This window comes from Variovorax sp. P1_G12 (assembly GCF_056405555.1).
Genome location: NZ_JBFUBW010000009.1, coordinates 179,576 through 193,854, shown reverse-complemented (window position 1 = coordinate 193,854; position 14,279 = coordinate 179,576). Strand labels below are relative to the sequence as shown.

Here is a 14,279-nt window from a genome sequence, read left to right as displayed (position 1 = left end):
CTACCAGTCTCCCGAGGCGCCGCCGCCGCCGAAATCGCCGCCGCCGCCGGAGCTGAAGCCGCCTCCACCGCCGCCGCCGCCCGAAGACGAACCGCCGCCCCAGCCGCCGCCGCCGAAACCGCCACCGCCCCGGCGGCCGATGGACGGGCCGGCACCGAAGGCCATCGACAGCAGCGTGAAGAGCAGGGCGCCCAGTCCGGCCAGCACCGCGATCACGAGGCTCGATGTGAGCACCATCACCACGACGCCGGTCAGGCCGCCCAGCGCCAGCGAGCCCGGGATCTTGCCGAGGATGCGGCGCGCGATCGGGCCGCCCACCAGCACCGCGGCGAACAGGAAGATGCCGAGGTCCTGCCAGTCGAAGCCGCGGCCGGAGCCCTGGCCGTCGCCGAAGTCGCCGCCGCGCGCATCGACCTCGGGCAGCGCCTCGCCATTGACGCGCGCCATGAGCTGGTCGACCGCCGCGTCGAGGCCGCCCGCGAAATCGTTCTGCCGGAAGCGAGGCTTCATGGCCTCGTCGATGATGTGCGCGGCAGCAAGGTCCGGCACTGCGCCTTCGAGGGTCTTCGCGACCTCGATGCGCATCTTGCGGTCGTCCTTGGCCACCACCACGAGGATGCCGTCGCCGACCGCCTTGCGGCCGATCTTCCAGGCATTGCCGACCCGGTTGGCGTAGCTCGCGATGTCCTCGGGCTGGGTGGTCGCGACCATCAGCACCACGATCTGCGAGCCTTTCTTCTGCTCGAAGTCCTGCAGCTTGGCGTCGAGCGCGCTGCGCTGGGCCGCGCTCAGCGTGCCCGTCTGGTCGATCACGCGCGCGTTCAGCGCGGGCACCGGCAGCAGGCCCTGCGCCTGGGCGCCGAACAGCGCCACCGCCATCAGGAAGAGGGCCGTCAGCGCCTGCCGGATGCGGACAGCTGTCATGAGGGGGGCGCGTCGCCTACTTCTTCGGCGCGCTGAAATCGACCGTCGGCGGCGTCGAGATCTGGGCTTCGTTCTGCACCGTGAAGTTGGGCTTGGGCGCGTAGCCCATCACCTTGGCCGTCAGGTTGGTCGGGAAGCTGCGGGCCAGCACGTTGTACTCCTGGACCGTCTGGATGAAGCGGTTGCGCGCCACCGTGATGCGGTTCTCGGTGCCTTCGAGCGTCACGCGCAGGTCGCGGAAGGCCTGGTTGGCCTTCAGGTTCGGATACTGCTCGGACACCGCCATCAGGCGCGACAGCGCGCCCGACAGCTCGCCCTGCGCCTGCTGGAAGCGATTGAAGGCCTCGGGATTGTTGAGCGTCTCGGGCGAGACCTGGATCGAGGTCGCCTTGGCGCGCGCCTCGATCACGCGGGTCAGCGTCTCCTGCTCGAAGTTGGCCTCGCCCTTGACCGTGGCCACGATGTTGGGCACCAGGTCGGCGCGCCGCTGGTACTGGTTGAGCACCTCGCTCCAGGCCGACTTGCTGGCCTCGTCGAGCCGCTGGAAGTCGTTGTAGCCGCAGCCCGTGAGCGACAGCGCCGCGACGATGATCAGAAGCCAGCGTTTCAACATGTCCGAACCCTCTCTGTGCGAAGTCGGCAAAGGTAGCATAGATGGATGGCGATCGATCCTCTCCAGGCCCTGCAGGCCGCGCACCGCAGGCCGGTGCCGGGCTCGGACGGCGGCCCGCCGAAGGGCACGCTGCTGATCGCCGGCGCGACCGGCGCGCTCGGCCACGAGCTGGTGCGCCGGCTGGCCGGCCGCCATCGCTTCGACCACACCATCGTGCTGGCGCGCGAGCCGATCCGCGACGGCCTGCGCGGCGTCGAGACCGTGCTGACGCCGGCGCTGCCGATCGCGCAATGGCCGCTGGTCAGGGCCGACACCGCGCTGGTGCTGTTCGAGCCGCCGCGGCTCTACTACGACCGCGAGCGCGCGCTGTGGACCCCCGAGCCCGCGCAATTGCCGGCCTTGGCGGGCTGGTTGCGCGCCTGCGGCGTGCAGACGCTGGCGGTGGTCCTGCCGCACGACCAGGGCCGGCTGCCGGAGGCCTTGAAGCACGGACTGGCCAACCTCGACGAGCAGGGCGTGGTGGCGCTGGGCTTCGAGCGCGTGCTGCTGGTGCGCTCGGCGCGCAAGCCGGCGCCGGTCCGCTTCGCGAACCCGGGCGAGCGGCTGGCGGCCTGGATGCTGTCGATCGCCCGCTTCATGGTGCCGCCCAGCGAGCAGCCGGTGCGGGCGTCCAAGGTGGCCGAACTGATCGACATCGCTCTGCGCCTCGCCCCGCCCGGCGTGCACGTGGCCGCGCCCGAGCTGGTGTGGCGGGCCGCCCAAGGCGAATTGCGTGCGGTCGTGGAAGGCTGGGTGGCTGCGCCTCCCTGAACACGGCGGTCACGCGACCGAGGCAAAATCGCTACTTCCGGCAGCACCACCCATGTCCACCAAAGCCAAACTCCGCGCCAACGCCATCGGCGGCACCGCCGACGACGTCGAGGCCGCTTTCTACGAAGCGCTGCAGCGCGGCGACGTCGACGCCCTGATGAACTGCTGGGCCGACGAGGAAGAGGTTTTCTGCGTCCATCCCGGCGGCCCGAGGCTGGTCGGGGCGGAGGCGATCCGCGCCGCCTTCGAGCACATGTTCGGCAACGGCACGATCCAGGCCACGCCGGCGCGCGTGCGCAAGGTCGAGTCGCTCGCCAGCGCGGTCCACAACGTGCTGGAGCGCATCGAGGTGCTGACGGCCGAGGGGCCGCGCCATGCCTTCGTGCTGGCCACCAACGTGTACCACCGCACCGCGCAGGGCTGGCGCATGGTCGCGCACCACGCGAGCCCCGGCAGCGCGCACGAGCCCGGCGATGCCGGCGAGGTGCCGCAGACGCTGCACTGAACCATGCAATACGTCGCGCCACGCTGGCTGCCCGGCGGCAACCTGCAAACCATCTGGCCCGCGCTGTATGCCCGGCGCGCCGAGGTGCCGCTGCCCGACTATCGGCGCGAGCGCTGGACCACGCCCGACGGCGACTTCATCGATGTCGACTTCCTGGATGCCGCCGTGGCGGGACCGCGGCCGCTGCTGGTGCTGTTCCACGGCCTCGAAGGGTCGTCGCGCAGCCACTACGCGGAAGTCTTCGGGGCCTTCGCGCACGCGCAGGGCTGGGACTACGCCGTGCCGCATTTCCGCGGCTGCAGCGGCGAGCTCAACCTGGCGCCGCGGGCCTACCACTCGGGCGACTTCGAGGAGATCGGCTGGATCCTTGCGCGGCTGCGGGAGCAGCTGGACCCCGCGCAACCCATGCGGGCGACCGGCATTTCGCTCGGAGGCAACGCGCTGTTGCGCTGGGCCGAGGAGGCCGGCAGCGAAGCCTCGAAGCTGGTGAGCGCGGTGGCCTCGATCTCGGCGCCGCTGGACCTGGCGGCCGGCGGCGCCGCGATCGGCCGCGGCTTCAACCGGCTGGTCTACACGCGCATGTTCCTGTCGACCATGAAGCCCAAGGCGCTGGCCAAGCTGGCCCAGCATCCAGGCCTGTTCGACCGCGAGAAGCTGCTCGCGGCCCGCGATCTCTATGCCTTCGACGACGTGTTCACCGCGCCGCTGCACGGCTTCCGCGACACCGACGACTACTGGCACCGCGGCTCGGCCAAGCCGCACCTGCACCGGATCCGGATTCCGGCGCTGGCAGTGAATGCGGTCAACGACCCCTTCGTGCCGGGGGCCAGCCTGCCGCGCCAGGAAGATGTCGGCAGCCACGTGACGCTGTGGCAGCCCGTCCACGGCGGCCACGTGGGCTTTCCGTTCGGCGCGCCCCCCGGCCATGTCCGCGCCATGCCCGAGCGAGTGGTCAACTGGTTGAAGCTGAGCTAACCCCCAGGTTGGCTCACTGCGTGTAGCCGCCCACCCCCTTTCAGGGGGCGCCCCCGGCGGCCCGGCAGAGCCGGTTCCGCGGCGGCCCACGTAGAAGTCCGCGTCGCCTGGGAGCAAAATATGTTTTATGGACGACATCGTCAAACAGGCCTTGGCCAAATGGCCCAACGTGCCGCACTGCTACGGCTGGCTCGGGCTGGATGCGCGTGGCAACTGGTTCATGCGCGATGACGGCACGCAGGCCATGGGGCCGTTCGTGCAGGCCAAGGGCTCGCAATTGCGCCACGACAAGCTGATCGACTTCATCCAGCGCAACTACGAGCACGACGAGCAGGGCCAGTGGTTCTTCCAGAATGGGCCGCAGCGGGTGTATGTCGAACTCGAGGCCGCGCCGTGGATCTGGCGCGTGGCCGAGGACTTCTCGGTCACGTCTCACAGCGGCCGGCCGATCGAACCCACGGCCTGCCTGCTCGACGACGCCGGCAAGTTGTATCTGGTCGCCGACATCGGACTGGGCCTGGTCCACACGCAGGACGTCGGCTTGGCGGCCGAGGCCATCGATCAGGGGCGCTGGGTGCCTGAGAGCGTCCGCGCCGAGGATCTTCCGGCCCGTTTCGGGCACGTGCTGAGCCCGGCGGCGGGCCAGCCGGCGCATCCGACGCCGCCGCCCTGAGCGGAAACGCCGCTCGCAGAACGCAAAAAAGCCCGCATCGCGCGGGCTTTTTGCTGAGAGGTGAGATGCGAACTACTTGCCAGCCGCCGCTGGGGCCGCATCGGCCGCCGCCGTGCCTTCGGGGGCTGCTGCGGCCGCCCGTTCGGGCACCGGGAACGCGGCACCGCCGGCGTTGGCCAGGAAGACCACCGCGCGGCCGATCTCGGTGTCCTCGAAGTCGCCGCCGCCTTGCGCCGGCATCGCGCCCTTGCCCTTGAGCGCGTGCTCCAGCAGCGTGGCGTAGCCCTGGCCGATGCGAGGGCCCCAGGCCGCGGCATCGCCCTGGTGCGGAGCGCCCGGGATGCCCGGAGCGCCGTGGCAGGCGATGCACTGGGCCTTGAACACGGCTTCGCCGGTGGCGAGCGGGCGATTGGTGTCGCGGATCTCGATCGAGCCGACCTTCTTGAGACGATCGGCGATGTCGCGATCGCGCACGTCCTTGGAAACACCGTAGAGCGACATGCCTTCGCCCTGCTCCGAACCCGAGGGGTGCGTGCCGGACACGACGAACGAGACCAGGCCGACGATGATCAGGATCGGAACGATGAAGGAGAAAAATACCGCGAGCAGGAGCTGCTTCGGATTCTTGATCGGGCCGGTGTGGGCTTCTTCTGCGGCCTGGTTGTGCGGTGCGTCGCTCATTGCGTCCTCAGTATCGGGGGCTTTTTTTGGATCAACCGCGGATTATAGAGAGCCCCCCGGGCCCGGCCGTCCGGGCCGGGCCCGCAGGGGCCCGGGTCGTCACTTGGTGGCCCAGCCGCCGCCCAGGGTCTTGTAGAGCACGACCTGGTTCTGCAGCCGTGCCTGCCGCACCTGGGCGGTCGCGAGTTGCGAGGTGAAGAGCGAGCGCTGGGCGTCCAGCAGGTCGAGCCCGCTGGCCACGCCGCCGCGGTAGCGCATGTCGGACAACTGGAAGCGCACCTCCTCGGCCTTGGACTGGGCCACCAGGGCGCGCAGCTCGTCGTCGTAGGTCGCGCGGCCCGCGAGCGCGTCGGCCACCTCGCGGAATGCCGACTGGATCGACTTCTCGTACTGCGCCACCGCGATCTTCTGGCCGGCGCGGGCCGAATCCAGGTTGGCCTGGTTGCGGCCGGCGTCGAAGATCGGCAGCGTGATCTGCGGCGCGAAGGCCCAGGCCTTCGAACCGCTGTCGAACAGGCCGGAGAACTCGGTGCTCGCCGTGCCGATCGAGGTGGTCAGCGTCACGCGCGGGAAGAAGGCGGCGCGTGCGGCACCGATGTTGGCATTGGCCGCGATCAGCTGCTGCTCGGCCGCGCGGATGTCGGGCCGCTCGGTCAGCAGCTCGGAGGGCAGGCCGGCCGGCAGTTCCTGCATCGGCGCCAGCGCCTGCAGCCCCTCGGGGCTGCCGGCGATGGTCTCCGGCGGTACCGGTGCGCCGATGAGCTGGGCCAGCGCGTTCTCGTCCTGCATCCGCAGCCGCTGCTGCTGGGCGTAGGTCGCGCGCGCGGTCTCGGCCTGCGCTTCGGCGAAGCGATAGTCGATCTCCGAGGCCACGCCGTTGTCGAAGCGCAGCTTGGTGAGCTTGAGCGAGTCGTCGCGCGTGACCATGGTGCGGCGCGTGATGTCCAGCGCCTCGTCGTCGCCGAGCACGGCCAGCCAGCCGTTGGCCACGGCGGCCACCAGGCTGATCTGGGTCGCCTTGCGGGCTTCCTCGGTGGCCAGGTACTGCGCCAGCGCGGAGTCCTTGAGGCTGGACACGCGGCCGAAGAAGTCGAGCTCCCAGGCCGTGACACCCAGGCCGACCGAGTAGCTCGATGCCACGCCCGGGCCGATGAGCGAGGGGCTCTGGCGCGAGCCGCCGGCCGTCGCGTTGAGCGTCGGGAACAGCGCCGAGCGGGTGATCTGGAACTGGGCCCGCGCCTGCTCGATGTTGAGGATCGCCACCTGCAGGTCGCGGTTGTTCGCGAGCGCGGTGTCGATCAGCTTGCCCAGCCGCGGATCGGTGAAGTAGTCCTGCCACGCGATGGTCGAGGCCAGTGGCTGGCCGGCCGCGGTCGGCGCCGCCGCCGCGTTGGGGAAGGTGGCCGGCACCGGCGCCGCCGGGCGCTCGTAGGTCGGGATCAGCGAGCAGCCCGCCAGCATCAGCGCGGCAGCGCCTGCGAGAGCCGTGGATATGAATTGCTTAGTCATGTTTTTCTTCCTCGATGCCGGCGGCCTGCGCATGGCGCTTGTCGGCCTCGTGTTGACGTTCGCTGCCCTTGAAGAAGGTGCGCACGACCACGAAGAACACCGGCACGAACAGCACGGCCAGCGCCGTGCCCGTGAACATGCCGCCCAGCACGCCGGTGCCGATGGCGCGCTGGCTCGCCGAGCCGGCGCCGGAGGCCAGTGCCAGCGGCAGCACGCCGAGGCCGAAGGCCAGGGAGGTCATGATGATCGGCCGGAACCGCAGGTGGGCGGCGGCGAGCGCCGATTCGACCACTCCCTTGCCCTGGGCCTGCAGGTCCTTCGCGAATTCGATGATCAGGATCGCGTTCTTCGCCGACAGGCCGATGATCGTGATCAGCCCGACCTGGAAGTACACGTCGTTCGAATAGGACCGCAGCATGGTCGCCAGCAGCACGCCCAGCACGCCCAGCGGCACCACCAGGATCACCGCCAGCGGGATCGTCCAGCTCTCGTACAGCGCGGCCAGGCACAGGAACACCGCCAGGATCGCGAAGCCATACAGGATGATGGCCTGCGAGCCGGCGAGCTTTTCTTCCCGCGACTGGCCGGTCCATTCGTAGCCGAAGCCGGCCGGCAGTTGCGAGGCAAGTTTCTCCATCTCTGCCATCGCCGCCCCGGTGCTGTAGCCCGGCGCCGTGCTGGCGCTGATGCGCATCGCCGGGTAGCCGTTGTAGCGCACGGTCTGTTGCGCGCCCGTGATCCAGCGCGTGCTCGCGAAGGTCGACAAAGGCACCGGCTTGCCCTGCGCGTTGAGCGCGTTCAGCTTGAGCAGGTCTTCCGGCTGCATCCGCGCCGGCGCATCGGCCTGCACCACCACGCGCTGCAGGCGGCCCCGGTTCGGGAAGTCGTTCACGTAGCTCGAGCCCAGCGCGGTCGACAGCGTCGTGTTGATCGCGTCGAAGGTCACGCCCAGCGCATTCGCCTTGTCGCGGTCGATATCGATCTGCAGCTGCGGCGCGTCCTCCAGGCCGTCGGGGCGCGTCTGCGTCAGGATCTTGCTCTGGGCTGCCATGCCGAGCAGCTGGTTGCGGGCATTCACCAGCGCCTCGTGGCCCGCGCCGGCGCGGTCCTGCAGGCGGAAGGTCACGCCGCTGGCGTTGCCCAGCTCGGGAATGGGCGGCGGGCTCAGCGGGTAGATGAAGGCATCGCGCACGCCCGACAGCGCTCCGAAGGCGCGACCGGCCAGCGCTTCGGCCGACTGGCCGGCTTCCTTGCGCTTGTCCCAGTCCTTGAGCGTCACGAAGGCCAGGCCTGCGTTCTGGCCCTGGCCCGAGAAGCTGAAGCCCAGCACGCCCACCATGCTCTGCACTTCGGGCTGCTTGAGGATGAAGCCCTCGACCTTTTTCATCACGTCGAGCGTGCGCTCCTGGGTCGCGCCCGGCGGCAGCTGCACGTTGACGATGATGTTGCCCTGGTCTTCCTGCGGCAGGAACGACGTTGGAACCCGCATGTAGGCGGACACCACCGCGCCGATGATCGCCGCGTAGATCACGAGGTAGCGCGTCGCGCGGCGCAGGATGCGCGACACCAGGCTCTCGTAGCCCTTGGCGGTGCGCGAAAAACCGCGGTTGAACCAGCCGAAGAAGCCGGTCTTGGCGTGGTGATGGCCGGCTTCCACCGGCTTGAGCAGCGTGGCGCACAGCGCCGGCGTGAGCGACAGCGCCATGAAGGCCGAGAAGCTGATCGCCGCCACCATCACGGCCGAGAACTGGCGGTAGATGTTGCCGGTCGAGCCGGCGAAGAAGGCCAGCGGCACGAACACCGAGATCAGCACCACGGTCACGCCGATGATGGCGCCCGAGATCTGCTTCATCGCCTTGCGCGTGGCTTCCAGCGGTGAAAGCCCTTCCTCGCTCATGATGCGCTCGACGTTCTCGACCACCACGATCGCATCGTCCACCACGATGCCGATCACCAGCACCATGCCGAACATGGTCAGCACGTTGATCGAGAAGCCGAGCGCCAGCAGCACCCCGAAGGTGCCCAGCAGCGCGATCGGCACCACGATGGTCGGGATGATCGTGTAGCGCCAGTTCTGCAGGAACAGGAACATCACCAGGAACACCAGCACCACGGCCTCGACCAGGGTCTCGGCCACCTGCGAGATCGAGATCTTCACGAAGCGCGAGCTGTCGTAGGGGATGTCCCATTTCACGCCCTGCGGGAAGAAGTGCGAGAGCTCTTCCATCTTGGCGCGTATCAGCTTGGCGGATTCGAGCGCGTTGCCGCTCGGCGCCAACTGGACGCCGATGCCCACTGCGGGCTCGCCGTTCAGGCGCGCCGAGGTCGCGTAGGCCTGGCCGCCCAGCTCGACGCGGGCGACGTCGCGCAGCCGCACGGCCGAGCCGTCGGTGTTGGCGCGCAGCACGATGTTGCCGAACTGCTCGACGTTGCTGAGCTGGCCGTTGACCACCACCGTGGCCGCGATCGCCTGGCCGCCCACGTTCGGCAGGTCGCCGATGGTGCCCGAGGCCACCTGCGCGTTCTGCGCCCGGATCGCCGCCGTGATGTCCGCCGACGACAGATTGAAGCCATGCATCTTGGCCGGGTCGATCCAGATCCGCATGGCACGTTCGGTGCCGAAGAGCTGGGCCTGGCCGATGCCGCGCACGCGCTGCAGTTCGGGCACGATGTTGCGTGCCGCGTAGTCGCCGAGGGCGATCGGATCGAGGGCCGGGTTGTCGGATGACAGGATCGTGAACAGCAGGAAGTTGTTGTTCGACTTGTCGACCCGCACCCCCTGCTGCGTCACCGCGGCAGGCAGGCGTGGCGTGGCGCGCGAGAGCCGGTTCTGCACGTCCACCTGCGCCAACTCGGGGTCGGTGCCGGGGGCGAAGCTGATCGTGATCGAACCGGTGCCGTCGGCCTGTGCCACCGACTCCATGTAGATCATGCCGGGCGAGCCGTTCATCTCGCGCTCGATGACGGACAGCACGCTGTCCTCCAGCGTCTGGGCGGATGCACCGGGGTAGGCGGCGTTGATGACGATGGCCGGCGGGGCCACCGGCGGGTACTGGGCGATCGGCAGCTGCGTGATCGCCACGCCGCCCACCACGAGGATGAACAGTGCGATCACCCACGCGAAGATCGGACGGTCGATGAAAAACTTGGCCATGCGGGCGGGCTCCTTACTTCGCGGCCGCAGCCGAGGCGGCAGGCGCCGGGGTCGCGGCGGCGTTCGGCCCGGTCCACGGCACCGCCTTCACGGGCGTGCCGGGCGGCATCATCTGCAGCTTCTGGAAGCCGTCGACCATCACCTGCTCGCCGGCCTTCAGGCCGTCGAGCACCACCCACTGATTGTTCTGGGCGGCGCTGATCTTCACCGTGCGCTTGCTCAGCTTGCCGTCGGCACCCACCACCGTGAGCGTGTCGCCCTGCTGGGTGCGAGTGACGGCCTGTTGCGGCACCGTGATCGCGTTGGTGGCCTGGGCCTGCTCGAGGCGCACGCGCACATAGAGACCCGGCAGCAGGTCGCCCTTCGGGTTCGGCACCTCGGCGCGCAGCGTGATCTGGCCCGTGGTCTGGTCGACTGTCAGGTCGGAGAACAGCAGCCGGCCGGGCTGCGCGTATTCGGTGCCGTCCTCCAGCACGATGCGCACGCTGGCCGCGTCGCCGCCGCTGGCGCGCTTGAACAGGCCGTCCTGCAGCGCGCGGCGCAGCCGCAGCACGTCGGTGGCCGACTGCGTGAAGTTCACGTACAGCGGATTGATCTGCTGGATCACGGCCAGCGCCGTGGCGTCGCTCTGGCCCACCAGTGCGCCCTCGGTCACCAGCGAGCGGCCGATGCGGCCCGAGATCGGCGCCGTCACGGTCGCGTAGCCCAGGTTGATCTTGGCAGTCTGCACCGCGGCGCGACCCACGGCGATATCGGCCTCGGCGGTCTTCTGCGCGGCCACCGCGTTCAGGTATTCCTGCTTGCTGACGGCATTGGCCTCGACCAGCGGCTTGTAGCGCTCGGCCAGGGCCCGCGCCTGCACTGCGTTGGCCTCGGCGCGCGCGAGGCTGGCCTCGGCGCTCCGCGCGGCGGCGGCGTAGGGGGCGGGGTCGATGTGGTACAGCACCTGGCCGGCCTTGACATCGCTGCCTTCCTGGAACACCCGCTGCAGCAGGATGCCCGCGGCCCGGGCGCGAACCTCGGCCACGCGGGAGGCCTCGAGCCGGCCCGGCAACTCGGTCACCAGGCCGACATTGGTCGGCGTCGCGACCACCACGCCGACTTCGGGCGCGGGCGGGGCACCGCCGCCGGCGCCTTTCGTTGCTTCGCCCTTGCTGCAGGCGGTCAGTGCGACGAGCACGACGGCGGCGGCAACGGTGGCGAGGCGCGGCGAAAACAACAACGGGCGCGAGACATGCAAGTCGGGCATGTGATTCCTTTGAAGGGAGAACGGGGACGGTGCTCGATCGCGCGGACGCCTATAGCAACCCGGCGATCTTGACTATCGGGAAAAGGGCCGTAGTTTACATACATTCATGGATGTATAGTGACGGCCTTGCCCAAGCGATGGATTCTAAGAAGGGGAGACGACAAAATGGTCAGACGCACCAAAGAGGAGGCCCAGGAGACGCGCAACCGCCTGCTCGACGCGGCCGAGGTGCTGTTCCAGGCCCAGGGGGTTTCCCAGACGTCGCTGCAGCAGATCGCGCACCAGGCCGGCGCGACCCGGGGCGCCATCTACTGGCACTTCAAGGACAAGGCGGCCCTTTTCAACGCCATGATGGAACGCGTCAGGCTGCCGCTGGAGGCCGAGGTCGCGAAGGCCGTGCTCGGCATCAAAGTCGGCCCGCTGGAGGACGTCGAGCACCAGATGGTCGAGGCGCTGAAGCTGATGACCACCGACATGCAGGTGCGCCGCGTGTTCGAGATCGCCACCCACAAGGTCGAGTACACGCACGACATGGAGTCGGTGCAATTGCGCCACCTCGCGACTCGAAACACCTGCTTGATCGACTTCGAGAGGGCGATGGTGGCCGACGCCCGCCGCACCCGCAAGCGGCTGCCGATCCCGGCGGCGGCGGCGGCCCAGGGGCTGCACGCGCTGATCAGCGGACTGATCCAGAACTGGCTGCTCGATCCGGCCGCCTTCGACCTCGTGGCGACCGGGCGCCAGACCTTCCGGGTGTACCTCGCGGGGCTTGGATTTACCCGGACCGTGGCGAGCGCCGGCTGATCGGCGATAATCTGAGGCTTCCGATATTCCGGAAGCACCTCTCGCTGTATTTCAACGGATAGAATTCGGCCCTCCGAAGGCTGAGATCCAGGTTCGATTCCTGGCGGCGGGACCAGTTACCTCTCTTGATCGGCTCTTCGAGTCTTCGAGCACCAGAAACCCGCACGTTCACAGGCGTCGCGGGTTTTTCTTTGCGCCGCACTTGCACCAAAGGGCAAGTGACAGCCCCTCTGCGCGCGCGTAAGGTCGGTGAGTGCGCCCACTCACCCACGCAGGTCAAACATGAACATCTACCAAAGACAGGCTTTGATCGCGGCATGCGCCGCGCTGACCCTTTGCGCCGGCACCGCCAGCGCGCAGACCGAGCCGGCCCGGAAAACCATCGAGCTCGAGGACGCCCGGGGCGGCTCGGCCGTGCTCTCCGTCACCGGCGAAATCACCGCGGTCGACGTGGCGAACCGCATCGTGTCGATCAAGGGCCCGAAGGGCAACATCTCCGACCTGCGGGTCGATCCGGCCGTGAGGAACCTCGAGCAGGTCAAGGTCGGCGACCGGGTCCGTCTGAGCTACCGCATCGGTGTCGCCCTGGCGCTGCGCAAGGGCGGCGACGGCATCCGCGAGACCGTCGAGACCGAATCGGCCGCCGTGGCCGCGAAGGGCGCCCGGCCGGGCGGCGTCGCCACCACGCGCACGACCATCGTGGCCAATGTCTTCGGCGTCGACCGCAAGAAGAAGATCGTCACGCTCAGGGGGACCATCGGCCAGTTGACCGACGTGCACGTGCGCGATCCGCAGGTGCTGCGCGAGGTGAAGGTGGGCGACCAGGTGGTGGCGAGCATCACCGAGTCGGTCGCGTTGCGCGTGCAGCCGGCACCGGCGAAGTGAGCGCGCGGCGCCGCGCTTCGTGCGCGGCGCCTGGCCCGACCCTTCCTCGATCGCGGCGGCGATGCGCTGCGGGCTTGGCGGCCATGTCTACCGCAAGTCGACCGCTATGTAGGGAGGGTCTCCCGCCTTGTCGGGGATGAGTTGGCTGTCCATGAAATACAGGCCCGTGAAGCTCGGGAGCGTGCGTTTCGAATCGCCGGTCAGGTACAAGGTGCGCTCGGGAACGGCCCACTTGTCCCAGAGCGTGTAGCCGACCTCCTCGATCTCCCTGATGAAGCGCCTTCGGTTGAAGACATGCAGCGGGGCGAATGAACCTTCGCCGATGTTTTGCGAGGTCACGAAGTCTTCGCCTTCGTAGAGAGGGAGCTTATTCAGCAAGATGTGCTTGGGACGCACCGCACACCGCTCCAGGAGCCGCCCAGGTCGCGCGTCCTCCATGTAGTGGATCGCGCCCGCCGAGAGCCAGATGTCACTGTCGGCCGCCATGACCGCCTGCGGCAGATCATCGTCGATGAATGACAAGGCGGCGGCAGCATTCGTGGCCGCCAGGCTTCGCCCGATGGAGACCATCGTTGGAAGCTCGACGACACGCCACGCCAAGGCGGCCGGCATATCGATGTAGCGGCGGTAGGCGTAGTAATGCACGCCGACCGAGCCACCAAAGTCGAGCACGCGGGTCGCACCGCCTCGAAATGCGCGCTCAAGCCACCACATGACAGGATAGTCGTACGGAAAGACCATTCTGCAGCGAATTTCGATGTGCGGAGTCGACAGCGGGGCATGGTCGAACTCCTTGCTTCGCGGAAGCCAGGCACGAGCGTCGGCGAAGCTGCCGAACACACCATAGTAGGACCGAGCCCCTTCTTTTGAAAGGAACAGCTGGCGCTTCAAACGCACTCGCACAGGTCGAACAAGAGGCCCACCCAGCATCCGGCGGACGGCGCGGACGGTCTTGAGCAAGAACATCTGGACTCCTTGGGTCCGACGTGGTCGCCGCGGTATCGGGCGATGCTCAGTCGGTCGCCTCGTGCCTGACCCACAGGCGTTGCGCGCCCGGTCCCTCCGCCGCCAGCTTGTCCAGGGGGTTGCGCAGCCGGCAGCGGTCGATCGACAGACATCCGCAGCCGATGCAGTCGTCCAGCGTGTCGCGCAGTTTCTTGAGCTGCGCCATGCGTTCGTCCAGTTCGGCCCTCCAGTTCGCGGACAGCCGCGCCCAGTCCGCTCGGCTGGGCGCGGCCGACGTGGGCAGCGTGTCCAGGGCCTGGGCGATGTCCGACAGCGCGATGCCCACGCGCTGTGCGACGCGGATGAAGGCGACGCGCCGCAGCACCGCGCGCGGATAGCGGCGGTGGTTGCTGTCGGTCCGTTGGCTGCTGATCAGGCCCTTGGCCTCGTAGAAGTGGAGGGTGGACACGGGCACGCCGCTACGCTGCGCCACTTCGCCGACCGAGAGCGTGGTGGTGATGTCGTCTGGTTTCAGCATGAATCTCTCCGAAA

At 68.7% G+C, this 14,279-nt stretch carries 14 protein-coding genes and 1 tRNA gene; 7 read left to right on the top strand and 8 right to left on the bottom strand.

The window, feature by feature from the left end:
* Positions 1-924 (bottom strand): TPM domain-containing protein, encoded by a 924-nt coding sequence (locus AC1D2O_RS12925; protein WP_478089749.1) that lies wholly within the window; start codon positions 922-924, stop codon positions 1-3.
* A 16-nt stretch (positions 925-940) separates the two neighbouring features.
* Entirely contained in the window at positions 941-1,537 is a 597-nt protein-coding gene (locus AC1D2O_RS12920) for a LemA family protein (RefSeq protein ID WP_478089750.1), read from the bottom strand.
* Between the two features lie 45 nt (positions 1,538-1,582).
* Between AC1D2O_RS12920 and AC1D2O_RS12915 the strand changes: the two genes are divergently transcribed.
* From AC1D2O_RS12915 to AC1D2O_RS12900, 4 genes are all read left to right on the top strand, one after another.
* Positions 1,583-2,347 carry a hypothetical protein gene (locus tag AC1D2O_RS12915; RefSeq protein ID WP_478089751.1) on the top strand — a complete coding sequence of 255 codons (765 nt, stop codon included), beginning with the start codon at positions 1,583-1,585 and terminating at the stop codon, positions 2,345-2,347.
* A gap of 52 nt (positions 2,348-2,399) precedes the next feature.
* Positions 2,400-2,852, top strand: coding sequence for a YybH family protein (locus AC1D2O_RS12910; RefSeq protein WP_478089752.1), 453 nt, complete (start codon positions 2,400-2,402; stop codon positions 2,850-2,852).
* A gap of 3 nt (positions 2,853-2,855) precedes the next feature.
* Positions 2,856-3,827: a YheT family hydrolase gene (locus tag AC1D2O_RS12905; RefSeq protein WP_478089753.1), complete on the top strand. Its 972-nt coding sequence runs from the start codon at positions 2,856-2,858 to the stop codon at positions 3,825-3,827.
* Between the two features lie 127 nt (positions 3,828-3,954).
* Positions 3,955-4,500, top strand: a complete 546-nt coding sequence (locus AC1D2O_RS12900; protein WP_478089754.1) for a DUF2946 family protein — start codon at positions 3,955-3,957, stop codon at positions 4,498-4,500.
* A gap of 72 nt (positions 4,501-4,572) precedes the next feature.
* Here AC1D2O_RS12900 and AC1D2O_RS12895 read toward each other — a convergent pair whose 3' ends face one another.
* From AC1D2O_RS12895 to AC1D2O_RS12880, 4 genes are all read right to left on the bottom strand, one after another.
* Entirely contained in the window at positions 4,573-5,181 is a 609-nt protein-coding gene (locus tag AC1D2O_RS12895) for a c-type cytochrome (RefSeq protein ID WP_478089755.1), read from the bottom strand.
* 99 nt (positions 5,182-5,280) lie between these two features.
* Entirely contained in the window at positions 5,281-6,690 is a 1,410-nt protein-coding gene (locus AC1D2O_RS12890) for an efflux transporter outer membrane subunit (RefSeq protein WP_478157138.1), read from the bottom strand.
* Complete coding sequence (locus tag AC1D2O_RS12885) at positions 6,683-9,844, bottom strand: efflux RND transporter permease subunit (protein ID WP_478157136.1); 3,162 nt, start codon at positions 9,842-9,844, stop codon at positions 6,683-6,685. Before AC1D2O_RS12885 ends, AC1D2O_RS12890 begins: the two co-directional genes overlap by 8 nt.
* A gap of 13 nt (positions 9,845-9,857) precedes the next feature.
* Complete coding sequence (locus tag AC1D2O_RS12880) at positions 9,858-11,093, bottom strand: efflux RND transporter periplasmic adaptor subunit (protein ID WP_478092177.1); 1,236 nt, start codon at positions 11,091-11,093, stop codon at positions 9,858-9,860.
* 165 nt (positions 11,094-11,258) lie between these two features.
* On the opposite strand from AC1D2O_RS12880, the gene AC1D2O_RS12875 reads away from it, so the two are divergent.
* From AC1D2O_RS12875 to AC1D2O_RS12865, 3 genes are all read left to right on the top strand, one after another.
* A complete protein-coding gene (locus AC1D2O_RS12875; protein ID WP_478157135.1) occupies positions 11,259-11,897 on the top strand; it encodes a TetR family transcriptional regulator in 639 nt (212 codons plus the stop codon).
* Positions 11,898-11,937: 40 nt separating this feature from the next.
* Positions 11,938-12,012 (top strand) — tRNA-Arg (locus AC1D2O_RS12870).
* Between the two features lie 167 nt (positions 12,013-12,179).
* A complete protein-coding gene (locus tag AC1D2O_RS12865) occupies positions 12,180-12,782 on the top strand; it encodes a hypothetical protein (protein ID WP_478092180.1) in 603 nt (200 codons plus the stop codon).
* A gap of 87 nt (positions 12,783-12,869) precedes the next feature.
* Here the strand turns inward: AC1D2O_RS12865 and AC1D2O_RS12860 are convergent, their stop codons facing one another.
* On the bottom strand, positions 12,870-13,748 hold the full coding sequence (locus AC1D2O_RS12860; protein ID WP_478157133.1) for a methyltransferase, TIGR04325 family: 879 nt from the start codon (positions 13,746-13,748) through the stop codon (positions 12,870-12,872).
* A 46-nt stretch (positions 13,749-13,794) separates the two neighbouring features.
* Positions 13,795-14,265, bottom strand: a complete 471-nt coding sequence (soxR, locus tag AC1D2O_RS12855; protein WP_478157132.1) for a redox-sensitive transcriptional activator SoxR — start codon at positions 14,263-14,265, stop codon at positions 13,795-13,797.
* Positions 14,266-14,279: the final 14 nt, after the last annotated feature.